This window comes from Bacillus sp. H1a (assembly GCF_000633475.1).
Classification (GTDB): Bacteria; Bacillota; Bacilli; order Bacillales; family Bacillaceae_G; genus Bacillus_A; species Bacillus_A paramycoides.
The window spans coordinates 158083-179924 of sequence record NZ_AYMH01000003.1 but is presented as its reverse complement, the minus strand read 5'-3'; the positions used below and the strand labels follow the sequence as shown (position 1 = coordinate 179924).

Genomic DNA, 21842 nt, shown 5'->3' with positions numbered 1-21842 from the left:
AGAGAACGAGATGGATACGAATATTACTTGGCATACAGCTTCGGTTTCAAAAGATGAGAGAAGAGTGAAGAATGGGCATCACAGTTTTGTAGTTTGGTTTACTGGTTTATCAGCTTCGGGTAAATCTACAGTAGCCAATGCGGTTGCTCGTAAACTATTTGGAAAGAATATTGGAAATTATGTGTTAGATGGGGATAATATTCGCCACGGTTTAAATAAAGACTTAGGTTTTTCTGAAAGTGATCGTATGGAAAATATAAGACGTATTGGCGAAGTGGCGAAGCTATTTGTAGATCAAGGTACTGTTGTCATTACAGCGTTCATTTCACCATTTCGAGTAGATCGAAAACAAGTTAGAGATCTATTAGCGGCAGATGAGTTTATTGAAGTCTTTGTGCAGTGTCCAATTGAAGAGTGTGAGAAACGTGATCCGAAAGGTCTGTATAAAAAGGCGAGAAAAGGTGATATTAAACAGTTTACTGGTATTGATTCACCGTATGAGGAACCGGAACAAGCAGAATTAATTGTAGAAACGCACAAGTATTCTATTGAAGAATGTGCAGAACAAATCGTGAAGTACTTACAAGAGCGTAGCTTTATATAGGGGGATTTAAAAATGAGTTATGAAAAAGTATGGGCTAATAATGAAAAATTAAATCAGACTGAGAAAAACAAATTGAAAAAAGATGGTTTGGAAATCTTTAATGATATTCCTTACTATGCGGAAAATGGATTTGAATCTATTCCGAAAGAAGAGTGGGACTCCTTTAAATGGGCCGGATTGTATTTGCAACGACCGAAAGAAGCTGGCTATTTTATGATGCGTGTTAATATTCCTTCTGGGATTATTACAAATGCACAGGCAGAAGCACTTGCTTCAATCGCTGAAGACTATGGGCGTGATGTGTTAGATATTACGACGAGACAGGCGATTCAGTTTCATTGGCTAGAAATTGGGCAAATTCCGGATATTTTTAAAAGGTTAGCGAGAGTTGGTTTATCTTCAGCGGGTGCGTGTGGTGATATTACGCGTAATATTACAGGGAATCCACTTGCTGGAATTGATGCGAATGAACTATTTGATACAACGTTGATTGTGAAAGAAATATACGATTATTTCCAACATAATGAAGAGTTTTCTAATCTTCCACGTAAATTTAAAATGTCTATTAGTTCTAACATTTATAATTCGGCAAATGCTGAAATTAACTGTGTGGCATTTACACCTGCTACGAAAGAAATAGATGGTGAGAAAAAAGTTGGTTTTCATATAAAAGTAGGCGGAGGATTATCTGCGCGCCCTTACTTAGCGGAAGAATTAGATGTATTCGTTTTACCAGAAGAAGTAAAGGCCGTAGCGATTGCAATTGCTACTATATTCCGTGATTTTGGATATCGCGAAAAACGCCATTTAGCACGTTTGAAATTTCTTGTTGCTGACTGGGGAGCTGAGAAATTTAAAGAGAAACTAGTAGAATACACAGGACCCTTGCAAAGTAAAGGAGAAAGTGCGCTCAAAGGATGGAATGCCGGGTATTTTTATGGCGTACAAGATCAAAAACAAGAAGGATTAAAATATGTCGGTTTTAATGTGCCGGTAGGGCGTTTACATGCAGAAGAGATGTTTGAGATTGCAAGAATTGCAAAGCAATATGGAAATGGACAAATTCGTACTTGTAACTCACAAAACCTCATTATTCCGAATGTTCCGCCAGAAAATGTTGAAGGATTATTAAGTGAACCGTTGTTTGAAGCAATTTCTGCAAACCCGAAATCGTTTATCGGTCATGCGGTTTCATGTACTGGTATTGAGTATTGTAATCTTGCATTAGTAGAAACGAAAGAAAGATTACGCAAAATCGCAGAATACTTAGATACACAAATTGCACTTGATGTTCCGGTTCGAATTCATATGGTAGGATGCCCGAACTCCTGTGGTCAACGTCAAATTGCTGATATTGGTTTGCAAGGAGTAAAACTGAAAACAAAGGAAAAGGGAATCGTTGAGGCATTTGAAATATATGTGGGCGGAACGCTATTGGATGGCGGAGCGTATAACGAAAAATTAAAAGGGAAAATAGATGGTGAAGATTTACCGGATGTTCTCGTGTCCTTTTTACGTTATTTCCAAAAGAATAAATTACTAGCCGAAACGTTTTATGATTTCGTAGGACGTGTTGGAGTGGAAGAATTACAAATTGTACTAAATCGCGTATTAGAAGAAGTAATAGCGTCTTAGGAGGGACAATATGGATTTATATCGATTTGAAGCTGTATTAGTGAATAGTGTTGTTCCTATAGTCGTTGTTGCTCAAAGTGAAGAGCAAGCGTTTAAGCTTGCGGAAATAGAGCTGGAAAAGTATTTTTTACCGCTACCAGAAGTGAAAGAAATCTCCTTATATGAAAAAAAGAAGATTCGAAAAGGAGCGGCGTTTGTTATTTATGAGTAGGGAACATTGTAATACAAAATAGTAGTAACTTCCATTCGTGTATAAGGATGGAAGTTTCATTTTAATAATAGAAATGAGGAGAGATGATGGGGAAGGTTTATATCGTCGGGGCGGGTCCTGGTGATCCGGATTTAATTACTGTTAAAGGGTTGAGATGCATCGAGAAGGCTGATGTTATATTGTACGACCGTCTTGTAAATAAAGAATTGCTTTCTTATGCAAAGCCTGAAGCGGATTTAATTTATTGCGGGAAACTCCCAAATTATCACACGATGAAGCAAGAGACGATTAACACATTTCTTGTTAAATATGCGAAAAAAGGAAAAGTTGTAACGAGACTAAAGGGCGGGGATCCATTTGTATTTGGAAGAGGTGGAGAAGAAGCTGAAGCATTGGCAAAGCAAGGTATCTCATTTGAAATTATTCCTGGCATCTCAGCGGGCATAGCTGCTCCTGCTTATGCTGGCATTCCAGTGACGCATCGCGATGCAAGTGCAAGTTTTGCCGTTGTGACGGGGCATAGAAAAGAAGGTGCTGAGGAAGAAGTGAAATGGGAGAACTTAGCGAAAGGTGTAGATACATTAGCTGTCTATATGGGGGTTAGTAATTTACCCTACATATGTGAACAACTTATAAAGTACGGAAAAGAAAAGAATACACCTGCTGCTATTATTGAGTGGGGGACGACATCTATGCAACGTACGGTTACAGGGACGTTAGGAACGATAGTAGAAGTTGCTAAAAAAGAACAAATTCAAAATCCAAGTATGATTGTTATTGGAGAAGTTGTCCGTTTTAGAGAAAAGATACATTGGTTTGAGAAGCAAACGGAAAATGCATATCAAGTAAGCGGAGTGTTGTGATATGAAAGCTGTCTTATATATATGTCACGGAAGCCGTTTGAAAGCGGCAAAAGAAGAAGCAATTCAATTTATTACATCATGTATGAGCCGTGTAGAGGCAAATATTCAAGAAGTTTGTTTTTTAGAGCTAGCAAGTCCATCTATTGATGAAGGATTTCGTACATGTGTGAAGCGTGGTGCTACAGAGATTGTCGCGATCCCTGTTTTTTTATTAGCGGCAGGACATGTGAAGGAAGATATTCCGCTTGAATTACAAAGGTTAAACGATCAATATCCGAATATTAAAATAGTTCATGGTAATCCATTTGGTGTATCAGAAGTGCTTGTAAAGGCGGTATATAACGGAATGGGTATTAAAGAAGAAGTAACACTTTTGCTCGTTGCACGAGGAAGTAGTGATCCTCAAACTTTACAAGATATAAAGTGGATTTCTTCTTTATTTCAAAAAGAAAAGAACATTATAAAGGTGGAAGTTTGTTATTTAGCAGCCGCGGAGCCAAAGTTTGATGAGAAGTTGAAAGAAATTGTAGAACAAAAAGAACGGAACATTGTTGTGTTACCTTACTTATTATTTACAGGCTTGCTCATGAAACATATTGAGAAAGAAGTGCGTCAATATGAGTCGGAAGAGATAAAAACAAGTCCATATTTAGGGAAGAATGTAGCGTTTCGAGATATGTTAATTCAGAAAACAGAGGAAATATTGAAGGGAGGTCAATATGTATCCACTTACAGTGCGAGTTGATAAGAAACGTGTTGTTGTCATTGGTGGGGGAAAAGTAGCAGGATTTAAAATTATTCCTTTACTAAAACAAGGTGCGGATATCGTTGTGGTAAGTACAGAGTTAGATGTGAATTTAGTAAAATTTGTAGAAGAAAAGCAAATTCGTTGGTATCAAAGGGAATATGAAAAAAGTGATATTAAAGATGCTTTTTTAGTAGTCGCGGCGACTAGCGATTCGGTACTAAATGAACAAATTGCTGAAGATGCTGCAGTGAATCAATTGGTAAATGTTATTACGAATCCGGAAAGTGGAAATGTTCATTTTCCAGCAGCGTTTCATCGTGGGCTACTTAATGTAGCTGTTTCTACAGGCGGAGCAAGCCCGAAACTTGCGAAAAAAATTCGTGATGATATCGCAAATAAATATGATGAGACGTATGAAGCGTATCTTGATTTTTTATATGAAGTAAGAATAAGAGTGAAAGAATTACAAGTAGAGAAGCGGCAGAGAAATATATTATTACAAGAAGTATTAAAGGCGGTATATGTTCAAAATGAACAAAAAAGAGAATTGTTTTTACAAGAATTAGAGAGAAAAGTTCATATAGGATAATGAGTAAATTGTACTTTACAACTATAAGAATATAATTTATAATCACAAGTAACTTCAATAGATGAAATCGATGAGCAAGAAGAGTACGTATATTTGATGCGTTCAGAGAGCTGGGGGAAGGTGTGAGCCCGGTACGATAAAATATACAGAATGGGCTTGCGAGAGGTATGCTGAACATTGCAGTAGGCAACCCGGGTTCCGCCGTTAAAAGGATAGAGTATCGGAATTTTCCTGTACTTGAACAAGTGGGATTTATCAATCCAATTGAGGTGGTACCACGGTATTTATATTACATATATCGTCCTCTACATGCATATTTGCGTGTAGGGGACTTTTTTATTTTCTAAAGGAGGTGTGCGAGTATGAAATGAAAGTGTATAATTAATAAAAGTTTAAATATTCAGAAAAGGAGAAATTATGATGAAAGAAACACAGCAATGGACGTCGAAAATTGGCTTTGTACTCGCAGCAGCCGGAGCCGCAGTAGGTCTTGGTGCGATATGGAAGTTTCCATATGTTGCAGGTAATGGTGGGGGAGGCGCATTCTTCCTTGTATTCTTATTACTAACTTTATTTATTGGTATGCCTCTTCTTCTAGCCGAGTTTGTTATTGGGCGTAGTACTCAAAAAGAGGCGGTTACAGCTTATAAACTATTAGTACCAAATAGCAAGTTATATCCTTGGATTGGTCGTATGGGAGTTGTTACTTGTTTTAGCGTACTATCTTTCTATAGTGTTGTAGGTGGATGGATTTTACTTTATTTATACTATAGTGTCACAGGTAGCTTCTGGAACGGAGTAGTAGATTATGGGCAATTGTTTGGTGAAACAATTTCAAATCCAGTAAGTGCTATTGGAGCGCAATTCATCTTTATGCTTTGTACCATTTTTGTTGTTAGTAAAGGTGTGGAAAAAGGCATAGAAAAAGCAAGTAAGTACATGATGCCGCTATTATTTATTTTATTTATTGCTATCATTGTTCGTGCGTTAACACTTGATGGTGCTTTTGCTGGAGTGGAGTTCTTCTTAAAACCTGACTTTTCAAAGCTTACAGCAGATACGATTTTATATGCGATGGGACAATCTTTCTTCTCTCTAACAGTAGGTGCCTCGGTAATGGTAACGTATAGCTCGTATTTAAAGAAAGAAGAACATTTAGCGAAATCAGCAACATCTATTGTAAGTTTAACTATTTTTATTACAGTACTTGCAGGATTAGCGATTTTTCCAGCGATTTTCGCATTAGGAGTTAAGCCGACCGAGGGACCAGGGCTGCTATTTATCGTCCTTCCTGCTGTATTTGCAAAAATACCATTTGGACAATTTTTCTTTATTATGTTTTTAGTGTTATTCTTCTTTGCGACTTTAACATCTGCGATTTCAATGCTTGAAATTGTAGTAGCATCTGTTGCGAAAGATAATGAGAAGAAGCGTCCGTCAGCATCGTTATTAATAGGTATTCTTATTTTTGCAGTTGGAATTCCATCAGCGTTATCGTTTGGAGTTATGAGTGATGTGAAAATATTTGGGAAGACATTCTTTGATTTCGTCGATTTTTCGGTAAGTAATGTGTTGCTGCCGTTAGGGGTGCTAGCCATTTCACTATTCGTACCAAATAAAATGAGTAAAGAGTTATTAATGAAAGAATTAGAAGTTACGGAAACGAAAGGGAAAACATTGTTTAATATTTGGTTTTTCTTATTACGTTATATAATTCCAGTAACTGTAATTATCGTATTTTTAAATGCGATAGGCGTATTTAAAATGTTTGCATAATAAAAAGACGGAGATTTCTCCGTCTTTTTATTATGTTGTAGATGTATTCAATAAGCGATTATATGCTTTATAAGCTGTGACAACCGCGATAAATGATCCAATTAAAAATAACACTGAGCCGCCGAATGTAAATAGTCGGCCGATGTATGTTTCTCTAGCTTCTTCTATTTCTTCTTGTAATTGTGTATTCATATTTATCCCCCCGCAAAATATAGGCATTTAGTTGTAGTCTATGTGAAATGCCTATAAAGTGTGAAGTGGTAGTAAAAAAACTCGGTATGCACCGAGTTTTTTATAATCCAATATAAGGAGATGGATCAACTGCATTTGTTTTACCGACATTCCATTCTCCAAGGTGAAGTTCGAAGTGTAAATGCTGTCCATAAGATTGACCGGTATTCCCCATAAATCCAAGTTGATCGCCTTGTTTTACAGTTTGTCCATTCGATACGGAACGGCTACTCATATGTGCATATACTGTCGTATATGTTTTTCCGTTTATACGGTGAGATAAGTACACAACGTTTCCGTAACTAGATGATAATTCTGAACGGATAACGACGCCATCTGCAGAGGCAATAATTGGAACCGTTCCCGAAGCGGCGATGTCAATTCCTTTATGGTTATCTAAAGAACGTGCGCCAAATCCAGAAGTTTTCGATCCGGCCGCTGGTTTAATAAATCCACCGATATTTGTATCGTGTGGTGTTGGGGCAGCTTGAGCAGATGTAGTAGCTTGTTTCTGAGCTTCTTCAGCCTTACGTGCCTCTTCAGCTTTACGAGCTTCTTCTGCACGCTTTTCCTCTTCAATTGCTTTTTGAACAGCTTGACGCTGATTTTCTAAAATACCTTTGGATTCTTCTAATCCTTCAATCTCAGAATCTACTTTCGCTACTTTCGTATGTAGATCGTTAATAAGAGTTTGTTGCTGTTGTTGGTTATTTTGTAACTCTTGTTGTTTATGCTCTAATTTTTGTTCAGCTTCTTTCAGTTGTTGCTCTTTTTTCTCAACAGCCTCTTTTTCTGTTGTCACGGCATTTTGATCAGTTGTTTGTTTTTTTACAATATCTGTATCGTTGTTTAAAATTAAACTTACGGAGTACAGATTATCAACTAAATCAGCAATATTTGCAGAACTTGTTAATACTTCTGTAATGATATTTGTGCGAGGTTTTTCTTGCATAGATTGTAGTCGTTGTTTAATAACTTCCTGACGTGTATCTATGTTCGTTTGTAATTGCTCTATATGTTTCTTGTTTTCAATAATAACTTGCTGTGTTTTGCTAATTTCTTTTTTTGTATCGTTTAATTCAGCTTCGTTTTTATTAATAGAAGTAGTTAATTCGTCGATTTTCTTTTGTAATTCCTGGATTTCTTTTTCTATTTGTTCTTTCTCAGCTGATTTATTTTGTAAGTCATTTTGTTTGCCTTCTAATTCAGATTGAATATTAGATAATTTATTTTCATTCGTTTCAGCGTATACGGGTGAAAGTAACGGGGAAACGAAAATCGTTCCAGCTGCTAAAACACTAAATGCTGCAAATTTCTTTTTCATTGTTGTCTTGCTCCTTTCCCTATGAATGTATATATCATAAGAAGAAGAAGGGTGTCTATCGTTGTAATCATAATGTAAAGAAAACTTTATAAAATTGCTAAGTTTTGTCGGAATTTAGTATCGTTTGTCGTTGTGCTTTAATATTTTCATGAATGCAAAAGATGAGGTACGCTCTATTTTTAGTGGGAAATAAAGGATAAAATAATGTTTTTTTACATAGTGAAATATTATTTTAAAAGTCCATAAAACACTGGTGAGGAATCGTTCTCATGTGAGGTTTTCTGACATGGGTTTTGTTTTTGTCAAGAAAATTATTTGTATTCGTGCAAACTTATTTTGTTGTCAGATTTTAATTTTTGATTTATGATTTTTAACAGGGACAAAATGTAGTGAATTGTCGAATAATATGTAATACTCTTAATTTCTTAGTTTCATAGAACAAGAGAAGGGTAGAGTGAATGCATCAAAGAGGGGGTTGCGACAAGTATGAAAAGGATAGGACTTGCATGGCAAATTTTAATAGGACTTGCGCTTGGTATTGCAGTTGGGGCGATTTTCTTTGGCAATCCGGCAGTGGTAGATTATTTAAAACCAATTGGTGATATTTTCATCCGATTAATTAAGATGATTGTTGTACCGATTGTTGTAGCAAGTATTGTTGTTGGGGTTGCTGGTGTTGGCGATGTTAAGAAGTTAGGCCGACTAGGCGGAAAAACACTTATTTACTTTGAAATTATTACAACAATTGCAATTGCTGTTGGTCTATTAATAGCGAACATTTTCCAACCTGGAAAAGGCGTTGATATGGATAAATTGACGAAAACAGATATTTCCAAATATACAGCTACAACAGAGCAAGTACAAAGTCATTCGTTTGCGGATACGTTTGTAAATATTGTTCCAACAAACATTATGAAATCATTAGCTGAAGGTGATATGCTTGCTATTATCTTCTTCTCAGTATTATTTGGTTTAGGTGTAGCAGCAATTGGTGAACGTGGTAAACCAGTTCTACAATTTTTCCAAGGTGTAGCAGACGCAATGTTTTACGTAACGAACCAAGTTATGAAGTTTGCACCATTTGGTGTATTCGCATTAATTGGTGTTACAGTTTCTACATTCGGTTTAGCTTCATTAATTCCATTAGGGAAATTACTAATTGTAGTATACGGAGCAATGATCTTCTTCGTTGTAGTTGTATTAGGACTTACAGCGAAAATATTTGGTATTAATATTTTCCAATTCTTTAAAATTTTAAAAGACGAGCTTATTCTTGCGTATTCTACTGCGAGCTCAGAAACGGTTTTACCTAAAATTATGGAGAAAATGGAGAAATTCGGTTGCCCGAAAGCAATTACATCTTTCGTTATTCCGACAGGTTATTCATTTAACTTAGATGGATCAACTTTATATCAAGCAATTGCGGCAATTTTCTTAGCGCAAATGTACGGTATTGATTTATCCATTACACAACAAATTACATTATTACTTGTACTAATGGTTACATCAAAAGGTATCGCGGGTGTACCAGGCGTATCATTCGTTGTATTATTAGCGACACTTGGTACAGTAGGTATTCCAGCTGAAGGTTTAGCATTTATTGCAGGTATTGACCGTATTCTAGATATGGCTCGTACAGCAGTTAACGTTGTAGGTAACTCTTTAGCAGCTGTAGTTATGTCTAAGTGGGAAGGCCAATATGACGCTGAAAAAGGACAAGCTTATTTAAAAGAGATTTCTGAAAAGGGTCAAGCGGCTTAATTATGATTTATAAAGCTCTCACATAATATGTGAGAGCTTTTCTGTATGTAAAAGAGGAGAGGGAGTTATGAAACGTAAGTACGGTGATGGTTCTACGTGGAAGCGATTAATAGAGAAGACATACACAGTAAAACAAGTTGAAGAAGGTATGTTAGGAGTACTGAATATAAAAAACGTGAGAGAGCCTAGTTATAAAGAATACAAAGGTAAAGAACTTTGCATTGCAGGTGATGAGTATACATGGATGCAATATTTTATAAACGGGAAAAACTTTGCAATTACAGCTATGTTAGACGATCAAAAAAAATTAGTGCAATATTATATCGACGTGACGAAAGAATATAAAATAGACGAGCGTGGTTTACCTTATTTTGATGATTTATATTTAGATGTAGTATTGTTACCGAACGGTGAGATTTATGTATTGGATGAAGACGAGTTAGAGGATGCCTATAGTATGGGTGATATTACTAAGGAAGAATATGAATTAGCTTGGCATATAACAAAATGGATTGTAGCAGCGATAAAAAAGGGAGAATTTTATTGGATTTCAATAATAGATAAAGAGATTGAAAAGTTAAAATGATTGATGTATTCACGTTTTTGTATAATTACCAAAAAAATCTATACAAAAAATAATTGACTTTTGTTTTGTAAGCGAGTAAAGTTAGGAAAGAAATTATTATTAAAAAATAAATATGAAACCTTCTTATAAAGAGAGGCGGAGGGACTGGCCCTACGATGCCTCGGCAGCGGACTCGATTTTAGAGTGCTGTGCCAAATCCAGCAAGCATGTGCTTGACAGATGAGAAGAGCGTTTCTTATAGATGTATAAGACCTCTTCTCGTTGGAAGAGGTCTTTTGTTGTTCATTAGAAAAGGTTGAAAACTAGGGAGAGATGATACTTTGAAAGAAACGAGAGGAAATGGTTTAGCATTATTACCACTTGGAATATTTTTGGCGCTATTTATTGGTTCTGGAATTATTACAGGTGATTTCTATAAATTGCCGATACTTGTAGCGATTTCAATTGCTGTAGGAATTGCTTTAGCGATGAATCGTAAAGAAAGCTTTAATGTGAAAGTGGAACGATTTGCAAAAGGTGCAGGAAATCCGGATATTATGATTATGGTATTAATCTTTGTACTTGCAGGGGCGTTTTCTGAAACAGCAAAAGGAATGGGCGGAGTTGATTCTACAGTTAACTTAGCGCTATCTATTTTACCGCAAGGGTTTATCGTTGCTGGAATTTTTGTTATAGGGGCATTTATTTCATTAGCGATGGGAACTTCAATGGGAACTATTGCCGCATTAGCGCCAATTGCTGTAGGTATTAGTGGGCAAACTGATATCTCAATTGCACTAACGATGGCGACTGTTGTTGGTGGTGCGATGTTTGGTGATAATTTATCATTTATTTCTGATACAACAATTGCAGCTGTAAGGTCGCAAGGAACAGAAATGAAAGATAAGTTTAAAACGAACTTTTTAATTGTATTGCCAGCTGCAATCATTACAATTGTACTATTAGTAATGATTACTTTAGGAAGTGATACAGAAATTAAAGCTCATACATTTGATTGGGTGAAGATTTTACCATATGCAGGTGTACTTGTTACAGCATTACTTGGTTGGAATGTACTTATCGTGTTAACAGGCGGAACTGTACTATCTGGTGTTATCGGTCTCATAGATGGAAGTTATACGTTAGAGAGTTTCTTTAAAAGTGTAACGACTGGAATGGGCGGTATGATGGAATTAGTATTACTTGCAATTTTAATCGGTGGTATGGTTGAACTTATCCAGTATAATGGTGGTATTCAATATTTAATGAATCTTTTAACGCGTAATATTCGTTCGAAAAAAGGAGCAGAGTTTGGAATTGCTGGCTTAGTGAGTATGACGAATATGTGTACAGCAAATAATACAATCTCTATCATTTTTACAGGTCCGCTTGCGAAGAATATTGCGGATCAATATGAAATTGATCCACGTAAATCAGCGAGTGTATTAGATCTTTTCTCCTGCTGTGTACAAGGATTAATTCCGTACGGTGCTCAAATGTTAACAGCGGCAGGATTTGCTGCATTATCTCCAATTGAATTGTTACCTTATGCATTTTATCCAATATTAGTTGGAGTATGTGGCATCATTTCGATTTTAATTGGTTTCCCGCGTTTTTCGAAGGGTGCGGAGAAAAAAGAGTATCATAAAACAGCGTAATCAACTATGAATTTTATTAGTAGCAACTGAAGCCGTTCAGAGAGCATTCTCTGAACGGCTTTTTATGTGTAATAAAGTGAAATTTTAATTGATGAGGATTCAGCACCTATACCTACTGGTTATTAGTCCTCATCAATCGGGCATTAACGGGATAAATGTGTTTGTCAACTTGTCTTATGTTGTTGAGAGGAATATCTATTTTACAAAAGGCTGAATTCAACTCGGTCTTAAGTCTGAGTCGAAAACAGTTCTTAAGCTCGTTATGGAAAAGTGAAAAAATAGTTAAGATAAGAGTATCAAATCGAAGGGAGGCAAGCACAAGATGAAACAATTTCTAGCGTTTATCGCGGCCGGCATTTTGGCTTTAATTGCTCTTGGTAGTCTTGCTGGTATTGTAGGATTCGCAATCGGAGCAGGAGTTGTGTACTGGAGCTATAAATCATTTGTGCGAGCACAATCATTTTTTGGAAAGTTAGCTTGGGGTATTGTTGGTTTAATCGGCTTGTCCATCGCCCTTTCTCATTCCCCAGCATTAATCGGTATCGCAGCATTAGTAGTTTTATACTATGGATACCGTGAGTGGAAAAAAGAAAAAAATGTAGTTATTGATTCTGCTCCAGAAAGTTCTAAACCATATAGCAACTTTGAAGATGAGTGGAACAAATTAATGAAAAACTAATACAAAATAAATCAAATTATAAAGTAGAAGAGAGGAAGATTATAATGAAACAATCTTTATTCGGACGTGTACGCGATGCAATTTTAGCTGATTTTCATAATGTGCTAGATGAGAAAGAAAGAAAAAATCCAATTGCTATGTTAAACCAATATTTACGCGATAGTGAGCGTGAAATAACGAAAATTGAGAAGTTAATTCAGCGTCATAAAACATTAAAATCTAACTTTGCTCGTGAGCTTGAGCAAGCACGTTATTTCGTTAATAAAAGATCAAAGCAAGCTATCATCGCACAAGAAGCAGGCGAATTACAATTACATGAACGTGCATTAGAGGAAGTAGCGTATTATGAAGGGCAAGTAACTCGCTTAGAGGAAATGTATGCAGGTGTTGTAGAGCAAATTGATGAATTAGAACGCCGTCTTGCTGACATGAAAAATAAATTAAAAGAAATGAATGCAAAGCGTATGGAACTCATGGCACGTGAAAATATGGCACATGCAAACCGCCGTATGAATACTGCTATTCATAAAATGGATGAAAATAATCCGTTCTTACGATTCGAAGAAATTGAAGATCACATTCGTGACTTAGAGCTTCGTATAAATGAAGAGCATGAGCGCGACACATTTGATATGAAAATTGCAAAACTTGAGCGTGAAATGAAAGAGAAAAATGAAGTATCGTTAACGAAAGAAGTAACAAAATAATTGTAGTATATAATAAAACAGGCTTATGATATAGTGATAGGAGAAAAGGTGTTGGAAAGCAATGCCTTTTCTTCTATGTATATGTGACAAAGAGGGGGGAGCTGAAATGAAGAAGCATTTTTCAAAAACACAATTAATGGGGATGCTCCTCATCATATTTGGATTCGGTCTTTTTCTTGATATGATACTTGGACATTTTGAACCAGGTGGTCTAATTTTTGCATTTATTATGATTATGTTTGGGAGACATTATCGAAAGAAGAACCGTTATGTAAGAGGGAATGTATTTTTATTTGTTGGTGGCATTGTATTTCTATTCTTCTTATTTTCATCAGCAGCATTCGTACTTGTTGTATTTGCTTGTTTAGCTTTAATTGGTTATCAACTGATTCAACAAGGACATCAGCAAAAAGCAATGAAAGTTGAAATTAAAGAAAAGGGATATATAGATGAAGAAAAACAAATATATCGTACAGAACCGTATATAAAAAATATGTTCGTAGGTAATGTACGAATGATGGATCATATTTATGAACTTGAGGATATTAACGTCCAATATGGTGCTTGTGATGTCGAGATTGATTTAACAACCGCGATGATTCCAGAGGGAGAAACGGTAATTGTTATTCGGGGAGTCATTGGTAACATTCGTTTATATGTGCCGTATGACATTGAATTGTCTTTAAATCATTCTGTTATTGTTGGGCGAGTGCTCCTGCCAGGACACGAGGAAACAGGATTTAACCGTACTGTTACGTTTAGAACAGAACAGTATAAAGAAGCTCCTCGCCGTATAAAAATTATTTCTTCGCTTGTCGTAGGCGATACGGAAGTGAGGAAAGTATAATGAAAAAACAAAGGAATATTTCGTGGATGTATATTCGTTATTCTATGTTGTCCTCTGTGAGTATTGCACTCATTTGTACAATTGTATATGTATGGAAAAGTGAGCAACAAGTTTATGATTTACTATGGAAGGAATCCATTGCTTCTGTTCCAATTGGCTTGTTTATTATGAGTACTAGTCTTCTTATCGGAGGAATTATAGGCTATGCAATCGGTTATTATATAGAGCAGCGTATACAAGGATTAAATACTTTTCTATTTGAGGTAGAGCGAGGGAATTTTCCGAGTGATGTTTCGTTTACTGCGGATGATGAATTTCATGAAGTGGAACGAAAAGTAATCGGTCTTGCTCGTCGATTAGAGGAGCAAGCTGGGCTATTTCAAAAAGTAACGAATGAACGAGCTCATTGGAATGAAGAGATGAGACAAGAAGCGATTTCCCAAGAAAGGCATCGATTGGCGAGGGAGCTACATGATTCTGTAAGTCAGCAGCTTTTTGCAATGTCGATGATGATGTCAGCTATTAATGAACAAGTAGCTGAAATTCCAGACACGACGAAAAAACAGTTGCAACTTGTTGAGAATATGGTTGTAAATGCACAATCAGAAATGAGAGCATTGCTCCTTCATTTACGCCCAGTGCAGTTAGAAGGTAAGAAACTAACAGAGGGTATAGAAGAATTATTAACAGAACTGTCTAGAAAGCAACATATGAAAATTGAATGGTTAATTGAACCGATTCAATTAAAAAAAGGTGTAGAAGATCATTTATTCCGTATTGTACAAGAGGCTCTGTCTAATACTTTACGGCATGCAAAGGCAAAGAAAACCGAAGTACGTCTACGCAAAATTGATCAATATGCGATTTTGAAAATTATTGATGATGGTGTTGGTTTTAAAGTTGGGGTTAATAAGGCAGGTTCATACGGTTTAAGATCAATGCAAGAACGAGTTCATGAAATTGGTGGTACATTAAAGGTTCTTAGTTTTCCAAATAAAGGTACGCAAATAGAAGTGAAAGTACCGATTATGATTGAGAGAGGGGGAGAATCATGATAAAAGTATTACTAGTTGATGATCATGAAATGGTCCGAATGGGTGTATCAGCATATTTATCAACGCAGCCAGATATTGAAGTAGTTGGAGAAGCTGAAAATGGAAGAAAAGGTTCAGAGTTAGCTTTGCAATTAAGACCGGATATTATTTTAATGGACCTTGTCATGGATGAGATGGACGGGGTTGAAGCAACGCGTGCAATTATTCAAGAATGGCCAGAAGCGAAAATTGTAGTTGTAACGAGTTTTTTAGATGATGAAAAGTTGTATCCTGTTATTGAGGCGGGAGCGACAAGTTATTTATTAAAAACATCAAGAGCGAGTGATATTGCAGACGCTGTACGAGCTACTTATGATGGGGAAACGGTATTAGAGCCGAAAGTTACTGGCAAAATGATGTCTCGTATGCGTCAAAAGAAAGAACAACCTTTGCATGAAGAGTTAACAGAAAGAGAGTTTGAAATTTTGTTATTAATTGCAGAGGGGAAAAGTAATCAAGAGATTGCAGATGAGTTGTTTATTGCCCTCAAAACAGTAAAGACACATGTGAGTAATATATTAAATAAGCTAAATGTAAGTGACCGTACACAGGCGGTTATTTATGCATTTAGACATCAATTGACGAAATAAGAAGGAGGCTTTGACTATATATGGTCAAAGCTTTTTGTTGACGGTTAATTATGTAAGCGTTATCATTAAGGTGTTAACAGTACATACAAAGGGGAGAGAGTGTATGTTAGTTCAAACGATATTTGGAATGGATAAAACGAAAAAATTAGGTAACTATGTGAATGCGTTGCAAGCACTTTGTGAACAATATGATATTGAAACAGATCGTATTGCAATTATCGAGGCGACGGAAGAATATTATTTTTTTCTAGTAAAGCAAGAAGATTGCTATGATGTTGTAAAAGTAGAAGCAGTGGATACGAATATTGATTACTATACGAAAGCTTGTAAAGTAAGTAGCTTTAATCATATTTCTTATCAAATGTAAAAAACTCCCGAAACGGGAGTTTTTTTATGATGCTTTCGATTCAGATGAATGATCCGTTAATGGTACTGCTTTTGCACCACTTAGCTTTGCGATAGCAAGACCGATAATAGCCCCAACTAATGCTGGTATTAACCAGCCGATACCTTCATTATATAATGGAATAAACTCGAAATAAGATGTGATAAATGAAACAGGAATATTCCCTTGTTTTAATCCATCAAATACGCTCACAACCGCGGCTCCAATTAAAGCACCTACATAAACAAATCGATATCCACCGAAATATTTATGAAGTAACGATAGTAACACGAGTACAATTGCAATTGGATATACGACAAGTAAAATAGGAACAGAGATTGCGATAATTTTTGTTAAACCTAAGTTGGCAACTAATAATCCTAACATGCAAATGATACTTGCTAATGTTTTGTATGAAAATTTTGTTAATAATGTTGAGAAATATTGACTGCATGCAGATACAAGACCAACACATGTTGTTAAGCAAGCGAGTGAAACGATAAGAGATAGTAGGATCAGACCGTATGGACCGAATAATTGCTGTACGATAACAGTAAGTAGCTGTCCGCCATTTTTTGCGTATCCGAGAGAGATGCTTGTAGCACCGAGCCAGCCAAGTGCACCGTATACAAGTACGAGACCAGTCGCGGCAATAAGTCCCGCTTTTGCTGTTGCGATGGCAATTGACTTACGGTCATTCACACCTTTTGAGCGAATGGCATTTACAACAATAATTCCAAATGCAAGTGCTGAAATGGTATCCATCGTTAAGTATCCTTCCATAAAACCTTTGAAAATTGGAGAAGTTTGATACTCTTGCATTGCTGGTCCTGATTGCCCAAGTGGTGAAAATACACTTTTGGCAAATAATAAGAAAATAGAGAATAGTAAAATAGGTGTTAATATATTTCCGATACGATCGACGAGCTTAGAAGGATTTAAACTAAGCCAAAATACGATAGCAAAGAAGATGACCGTGTATAAAAATAGTGCTAGGCTGCTAGAGCGAATAGTTTCTGGTAAGAAAGAACTAACTCCCATTTCATAAGCGACGTTAGCGACACGTGGAATTCCCATAGATGGACCGATTGCAATGTATACAACTACAGTAAAGAAAATTCCGAATAATGGGTGAACATGACTTGCAAGTTGTTGCATTCCATTTCCTGATAAAGAAATAGCGATAACAGTTAGTAACGGCAAACCGACCCCTGTTAGTAAAAAGCCAATCATTGCTGGCCAAAAGTTTTCACCAGCATTTTGTCCAAGTATAGGAGGGAAAATTAAATTTCCTGCCCCAAAAAATAAAGAAAATAGCATAAGACCTGTGAAAAAAATATGTTTTTTTGATACAGTGTTCATTGTTTTTCCTCCTTTTTGTAAATTCATTGTAAGAACACAAAAAACTCGTCCCTGAAGAAAGGGACGAGTTATATTTACCCGCGATACCACCCTAATTTATACATGTAGAAATATATCTATATGTATACGGCTTTGCAACGTACAACATGATACGTGTTCCTTGTAACGGGGGACGGCCGGTAAGAACTTACTTCAGCATTCGGTTCTACTTCTCGGAGATGATTTTCGGTTACGAACTGAGCATTGGCTTTCAGCAAAATGCCAACTCTCTGGGGAACAGCCCTATAACGTACTCGTTCTCGTCAATGAATTTTTATTCAAGTATTCTGACAGTATTTTCACATGTTTTTTTTAGAAAGTCAACATATTTTTTGGGAAATATATTTTTATGTAGAAATATAGCGGATAATATAAGGTTTAATGTTATTTGTAAAAATGGTGTAAAACATTATAGAGAATTGTAAAGTTTATAGAGAAAATTGATATTTATAGGAGTAAAGAAGGAATCATTTGAATTTGCAGAGAATAATACAACAATCCACTTGCTGGAAAGAACAAACCAAAAGAGGTGACTGAAATGTTTGCGATGGGAGTATTATTTGGCATTATTGCTATATCTGGTTTTATATGGTTATATTATTCGCGTTCGTTTAAACAAGCAGAAGTTTTACTCTTTCAAAAAGGTAGTTTGTTGACAAATCAGTCTAGATATTTAGTATGTCCGAAGTGTGGAAGTGCACAGGCCAGAAGTGGAGGATATCAAGAGTGTTGCAAAATTAGATTATGAAAGAAGGAAGCCTCACATTATTTTTGTGAGGCTTCCTTCCTTACAATTTCAAAGCACTCCAAATTGTCCAACGATCTCTTTCGATAATAGGAGAGCGGTTTTGTAATGCTGTTTGAATATGATGTAGAAGTTGAGAAAGTTCATTATCCGTTAATTCGTGCAGAATGGATCGACCTGTTCGAGGGGATAAATCTTGTAGTAATGCTTCTACTGAATCGTGAATTTTTCGTACTTCCCATTGTGTTTGAATGGGGAACGCTTGAAGAGAATGCTTTTGTAATAAGTGCTGAATAGTAGTGGTTTTTGGTCTTCTTTTCGCTTCTGTTTCAATGAGTTTTGGGAAGACGGAGAAAAAATATCCACGAATGTGTTCAGGGCTTCCTGGAATTATGCAATCTTCAATGGTTCGATCTTGTAGAATAAGCATACCGTCTTTTTTTAATATGCGAGAAACTTCGCTTAAAAATGTAGGAATGTCCTGTAAATGATGGATCACTGCACGTGAAATGACAATATCGAATGTTTCATCAGGGAACGGGATATTATGTGCATCACCGTGAATAAATGAAATGTTTGGGAAGCTGCTACAATTTTCCTTTGCGGCTTGTAATATTTCTTTTGAAAAATCAAGTCCAATAACGTTTGAAGCCCCCATAAGTGCAAGTTCTTTTGTATAAATACCACCGCCACACCCTATATCAATTATTCGTTTGTCTTGTACATCTACAATATTGTTTATCGCTTCCCGCCATGAAATATGTGCGTTACGATTTGCATATGTGTACTTATTATTTGCGTCATGAAAATTAATGGACATTGTAAAATCCTCCCTTCAGTGTATAGTGTAGCTCATTTTATATCATGTCACGTTTTTGTTTCTTATATGAAGGTTATAAGGGTTTCTTATTAGAAAAGAGGGATCGATTTGAAAGGGAAGTATTTAATGGTTTTATGTGTGATTTTACTCGCATCGTGTGGTCAAGCCGAGCAAAAGAAAGAAACAAAACAAGTAGAGGAGACAGTGAATGAAGTGAAAGAACCATTACAGGTAACTGTTATACAAAAAGGTAAAGAAGAAAAAAATTTAAAGAAAATGGATGCGGAGTTAGTGGTAGACATTATAACCAAAGCAGAAAAGCAAGAAATAACAGGTAGCTTTGGCGAACCGGAATATGAAATACAAATTAGTAGAAATGGGAAAATAGAAACATATTATGCATGGTTAAGAGGAGAAGATCGCCGGGGGTGGATTCAATATAAGAAAGATATGTACATGCTTACCGAAAAAGAAACGCAACAGCTTTTATCTTTATTCCCAAATGTTTCAGATCAAAAAGAAGATGATACGAAGATAGATAATTTAACGGAAGTGACCAAAAAAGATATGCAGATTACCGCATTCCATATTAAAGCAGATGAGCAGAAAATGAATTATAAGGTCCGGTATACAATTTCACAATCACTATACAACAAGCTGGAGAAGGAACAAGAATATTATTTGCAATTAATCTTCCCGGAAAAAGTTCAAAAATTAGTTGGAGCAAAAGAGAGTAAAATCATTTCAGCTGAAAAAGTAAAAGAAGGATATAAGCAGTATGAAGTGAATATTACTGTTCCAATAAAAGATGCTTCATTATCACAATTAAAATCATTAGAAACATATTATGATAATTATGATTTACAAATATTAAATAGTAAAAAAGAAAAACTAGGGGTGTTTCAAAATATCATCCAAATTGTAAAAGATTATGGTGAAAAAATGAATTTACAAAGATAAGGTGAAACTATAATCAGTGGGAGTCTTACTGTCTGTTTATGCGGGGTAAATTAGAAATTTTATTAGTTTGTAAATAATAAAAGTAATATGGACTTTCCTAGGAAATGATAATAGAGGGGGCAAAGGCCCCCTCTATTATTTTGCTTTTGCAGATGGCTCATTCATTGATTTTCGGGTAATAAGAAAAGAAATCATAAGAGCGGAAAGAATAATAAGAGCTATAAATAAGTGATTTGGCAACCAATCTAATAATAATAAGTAGCTAACTGTATAAAAAATAAGAGTTGAAGCTAAAAAAGAAAGGGCACCTATTATGAGAGATTGTAATTTCATTTGTTTCTACCTCCTTTCACTTATATTTTCGGCTAAAAATGGATGATATAAACATTATTTCTAAGAAAAGAGAAAAATATGTCATAATAGAGAAAAGGGTAGACTTTGATGAGAGTGTATGACTCATTAAGGTGATGTAAAGGAGAGGAATATGAAAAATAATAAAAAAGGATTATGGGGAATTATCGTCGCGATAGGGTTATTTTTACTATCAAAGTTAAAATGGATATTTGCGATTTTTAAGCTAGCAAAATTTTCAACAGTATTTAGTATGTTCTTATCGCTTGGTGCATACGCAGTTATATATGGTTGGAAGTTTGGAGTAGCACTCGTTTATTTGTTGTTTGTTCATGAGATGGGGCATTTATGGGCAGCGAGAAGAAAAGGAATCCCTACATCACCAGCGATCTTCATTCCATTTATGGGAGCTCTTATTGGGATGAAAGAGATGCCGAAAAATGCAAAAGATGAAGCTTATATTGCATATATGGGACCTCTTTTTGGATTGCTTTCATTTTTACCGGCCATTCCACTTTATATGGTAACGAAAGAGCCGTTTTGGGCGCTAATTATTTTACTTGGAAGTATGATTAATTTCTTCAATTTAATTCCAGTTTCCCCATTAGATGGCGGACGAATTATTTCAGTTGTAAGTACGAAAATTTGGGGAGCAGGGCTTGTTTTACTACTCGGCTATTCTATTTACTTCAAAAGTATTTTGGGGGGATTTATTTTTATTATCGGCTGTATGGAACTATATAGAGTAATAAAGAGAGATGAGCCAATTAAGGAATTAGGATATAAAATAGATGGAATGAAAGAATATGTTGCTAGGCTTGAAGAGGAACTAAAGGAAACCGGTGCGGTACATCGAACGATTTATATGATTCACCATGAGATGAATGTATTAAGACAAAGAGAGAAAGAATTAAAAACAGGAGAATTTCAAAAAATCGAAGTGTTAGAGTACCTTTTACCAAAGTTTGAGCCACTTGATTATGTCCCATATGAAGATGAAAAAGATGAGTATACAATTCGTATAAGAGAAGCATTTGAAGTGTCGGAAAGAAAATTAAATGAATGGGAAATAGAAAGGAGACAACAAGAAAATTATTATAAAGTCGATACGAAAACGAAATGGACAGTATTTGCTTGTTATATCGGATTAATGGCTATACTCGGTTATACAGCTTATGAAGGGTATGTTGTTTTGCAAGAGCACTTGCCAAGGAGAAGTGTGTAGAAAATAGTGTCGAAATGATAGGAAGAATTTATAAAGGAATGTGCATTGTTCATATATTTTTCACAAAAACACC

At 35.7% G+C, this 21842-nt stretch carries 24 protein-coding genes, 1 riboswitch and 2 other annotated features; of the genes, 19 read left to right on the top strand and 5 right to left on the bottom strand.

Annotation, left to right across the window (positions count from 1 at the left end):
- The first annotated feature begins 10 nt into the window (after positions 1-10).
- The 7 genes from cysC (at position 11) to U860_RS0102580 (ending at position 6426) form a co-directional block, all read left to right on the top strand.
- A complete protein-coding gene (gene cysC, locus U860_RS0102610; RefSeq protein WP_025147293.1) occupies positions 11-604 on the top strand; it encodes an adenylyl-sulfate kinase in 594 nt (197 codons plus the stop codon).
- A 12-nt stretch (positions 605-616) separates the two neighbouring features.
- Positions 617-2239: a ferredoxin--nitrite reductase gene (locus U860_RS0102605; protein ID WP_025147292.1), complete on the top strand. Its 1623-nt coding sequence runs from the start codon at positions 617-619 to the stop codon at positions 2237-2239.
- A gap of 10 nt (positions 2240-2249) precedes the next feature.
- Entirely contained in the window at positions 2250-2450 is a 201-nt protein-coding gene (locus tag U860_RS0102600; RefSeq protein WP_025147291.1) for a DUF3906 family protein, read from the top strand.
- A gap of 86 nt (positions 2451-2536) precedes the next feature.
- Positions 2537-3313 (top strand): uroporphyrinogen-III C-methyltransferase, encoded by a 777-nt coding sequence (gene cobA, locus U860_RS0102595; RefSeq protein WP_025147290.1) that lies wholly within the window; start codon positions 2537-2539, stop codon positions 3311-3313.
- Between the two features lies 1 nt (position 3314).
- Positions 3315-4058, top strand: coding sequence for a sirohydrochlorin chelatase (locus U860_RS0102590; protein WP_025147289.1), 744 nt, complete (start codon positions 3315-3317; stop codon positions 4056-4058).
- Positions 4033-4650: an NAD(P)-binding protein gene (locus U860_RS0102585; protein WP_025147288.1), complete on the top strand. Its 618-nt coding sequence runs from the start codon at positions 4033-4035 to the stop codon at positions 4648-4650. Before U860_RS0102590 ends, U860_RS0102585 begins: the two co-directional genes overlap by 26 nt.
- A 61-nt stretch (positions 4651-4711) precedes the next feature.
- Positions 4712-4959, top strand: a binding site (T-box leader).
- Positions 4960-5070: 111 nt separating this feature from the next.
- The gene (locus tag U860_RS0102580; protein ID WP_002171081.1) at positions 5071-6426 is read left to right on the top strand and encodes a sodium-dependent transporter; all 1356 of its coding nucleotides are present in this window, start codon (positions 5071-5073) and stop codon (positions 6424-6426) included.
- Positions 6427-6456: 30 nt separating this feature from the next.
- On the opposite strand, the gene U860_RS35725 is transcribed toward U860_RS0102580, so the two are convergent.
- Together U860_RS35725 and U860_RS0102570 are read right to left on the bottom strand one after the other, a co-directional pair.
- Positions 6457-6618 (bottom strand): hypothetical protein, encoded by a 162-nt coding sequence (locus U860_RS35725; RefSeq protein WP_002171082.1) that lies wholly within the window; start codon positions 6616-6618, stop codon positions 6457-6459.
- Positions 6619-6718: 100 nt separating this feature from the next.
- Positions 6719-7981 (bottom strand): M23 family metallopeptidase, encoded by a 1263-nt coding sequence (locus U860_RS0102570; protein WP_029952818.1) that lies wholly within the window; start codon positions 7979-7981, stop codon positions 6719-6721.
- Between the two features lie 486 nt (positions 7982-8467).
- Between U860_RS0102570 and gltP the strand changes: the two genes are divergently transcribed.
- The 9 genes from gltP (at position 8468) to U860_RS31085 (ending at position 16249) form a co-directional block, all read left to right on the top strand.
- Positions 8468-9742 carry a glutamate/aspartate:proton symporter GltP gene (gene gltP / locus U860_RS0102565; protein WP_025147287.1) on the top strand — a complete coding sequence of 425 codons (1275 nt, stop codon included), beginning with the start codon at positions 8468-8470 and terminating at the stop codon, positions 9740-9742.
- Between the two features lie 67 nt (positions 9743-9809).
- Complete coding sequence (locus U860_RS0102560; protein ID WP_025147286.1) at positions 9810-10328, top strand: DUF402 domain-containing protein; 519 nt, start codon at positions 9810-9812, stop codon at positions 10326-10328.
- A 120-nt stretch (positions 10329-10448) separates the two neighbouring features.
- Positions 10449-10554: riboswitch (SAM riboswitch) on the top strand.
- Between the two features lie 94 nt (positions 10555-10648).
- Positions 10649-11965, top strand: a complete 1317-nt coding sequence (locus U860_RS0102555; protein ID WP_025147285.1) for a Na+/H+ antiporter NhaC family protein — start codon at positions 10649-10651, stop codon at positions 11963-11965.
- 322 nt (positions 11966-12287) lie between these two features.
- Positions 12288-12644: a hypothetical protein gene (locus tag U860_RS0102550; protein ID WP_025147284.1), complete on the top strand. Its 357-nt coding sequence runs from the start codon at positions 12288-12290 to the stop codon at positions 12642-12644.
- Positions 12645-12688: 44 nt separating this feature from the next.
- The gene (locus U860_RS0102545; protein WP_025147283.1) at positions 12689-13351 is read left to right on the top strand and encodes a PspA/IM30 family protein; all 663 of its coding nucleotides are present in this window, start codon (positions 12689-12691) and stop codon (positions 13349-13351) included.
- Between the two features lie 106 nt (positions 13352-13457).
- Complete coding sequence (gene liaF, locus U860_RS0102540; RefSeq protein ID WP_025147282.1) at positions 13458-14198, top strand: cell wall-active antibiotics response protein LiaF; 741 nt, start codon at positions 13458-13460, stop codon at positions 14196-14198.
- On the top strand, positions 14198-15253 hold the full coding sequence (locus tag U860_RS0102535; RefSeq protein ID WP_025147281.1) for a sensor histidine kinase: 1056 nt from the start codon (positions 14198-14200) through the stop codon (positions 15251-15253). The genes liaF and U860_RS0102535 overlap by 1 nt, the downstream gene beginning before the upstream one ends.
- Positions 15250-15882, top strand: coding sequence for a response regulator transcription factor (locus U860_RS0102530; protein WP_025147280.1), 633 nt, complete (start codon positions 15250-15252; stop codon positions 15880-15882). Before U860_RS0102535 ends, U860_RS0102530 begins: the two co-directional genes overlap by 4 nt.
- Before the next feature lie 10 nt (positions 15883-15892).
- Positions 15893-16249, top strand: coding sequence for a DUF3992 domain-containing protein (locus U860_RS31085; RefSeq protein WP_025147279.1), 357 nt, complete (start codon positions 15893-15895; stop codon positions 16247-16249).
- Positions 16250-16273: 24 nt separating this feature from the next.
- Here U860_RS31085 and brnQ read toward each other — a convergent pair whose 3' ends face one another.
- A complete protein-coding gene (gene brnQ, locus U860_RS0102520) occupies positions 16274-17629 on the bottom strand; it encodes a branched-chain amino acid transport system II carrier protein (RefSeq protein ID WP_025147278.1) in 1356 nt (451 codons plus the stop codon).
- A gap of 56 nt (positions 17630-17685) precedes the next feature.
- Positions 17686-17944 (bottom strand) — a binding site (T-box leader).
- A gap of 262 nt (positions 17945-18206) precedes the next feature.
- Between brnQ and U860_RS0102515 the strand changes: the two genes are divergently transcribed.
- Positions 18207-18416 carry a hypothetical protein gene (locus tag U860_RS0102515; protein WP_025147277.1) on the top strand — a complete coding sequence of 70 codons (210 nt, stop codon included), beginning with the start codon at positions 18207-18209 and terminating at the stop codon, positions 18414-18416.
- 40 nt (positions 18417-18456) lie between these two features.
- Here U860_RS0102515 and U860_RS0102510 read toward each other — a convergent pair whose 3' ends face one another.
- A complete protein-coding gene (locus tag U860_RS0102510) occupies positions 18457-19233 on the bottom strand; it encodes a class I SAM-dependent methyltransferase (RefSeq protein WP_025147276.1) in 777 nt (258 codons plus the stop codon).
- Positions 19234-19341: 108 nt separating this feature from the next.
- Between U860_RS0102510 and U860_RS0102505 the strand changes: the two genes are divergently transcribed.
- Positions 19342-20193: a hypothetical protein gene (locus U860_RS0102505; RefSeq protein WP_025147275.1), complete on the top strand. Its 852-nt coding sequence runs from the start codon at positions 19342-19344 to the stop codon at positions 20191-20193.
- A gap of 135 nt (positions 20194-20328) precedes the next feature.
- Here the strand turns inward: U860_RS0102505 and U860_RS0102500 are convergent, their stop codons facing one another.
- Positions 20329-20526, bottom strand: coding sequence for a hypothetical protein (locus tag U860_RS0102500; protein WP_002171096.1), 198 nt, complete (start codon positions 20524-20526; stop codon positions 20329-20331).
- 151 nt (positions 20527-20677) lie between these two features.
- On the opposite strand from U860_RS0102500, the gene U860_RS0102495 reads away from it, so the two are divergent.
- Entirely contained in the window at positions 20678-21769 is a 1092-nt protein-coding gene (locus U860_RS0102495) for a site-2 protease family protein (RefSeq protein WP_025147274.1), read from the top strand.
- The last annotated feature ends 73 nt before the right edge of the window (positions 21770-21842 follow it).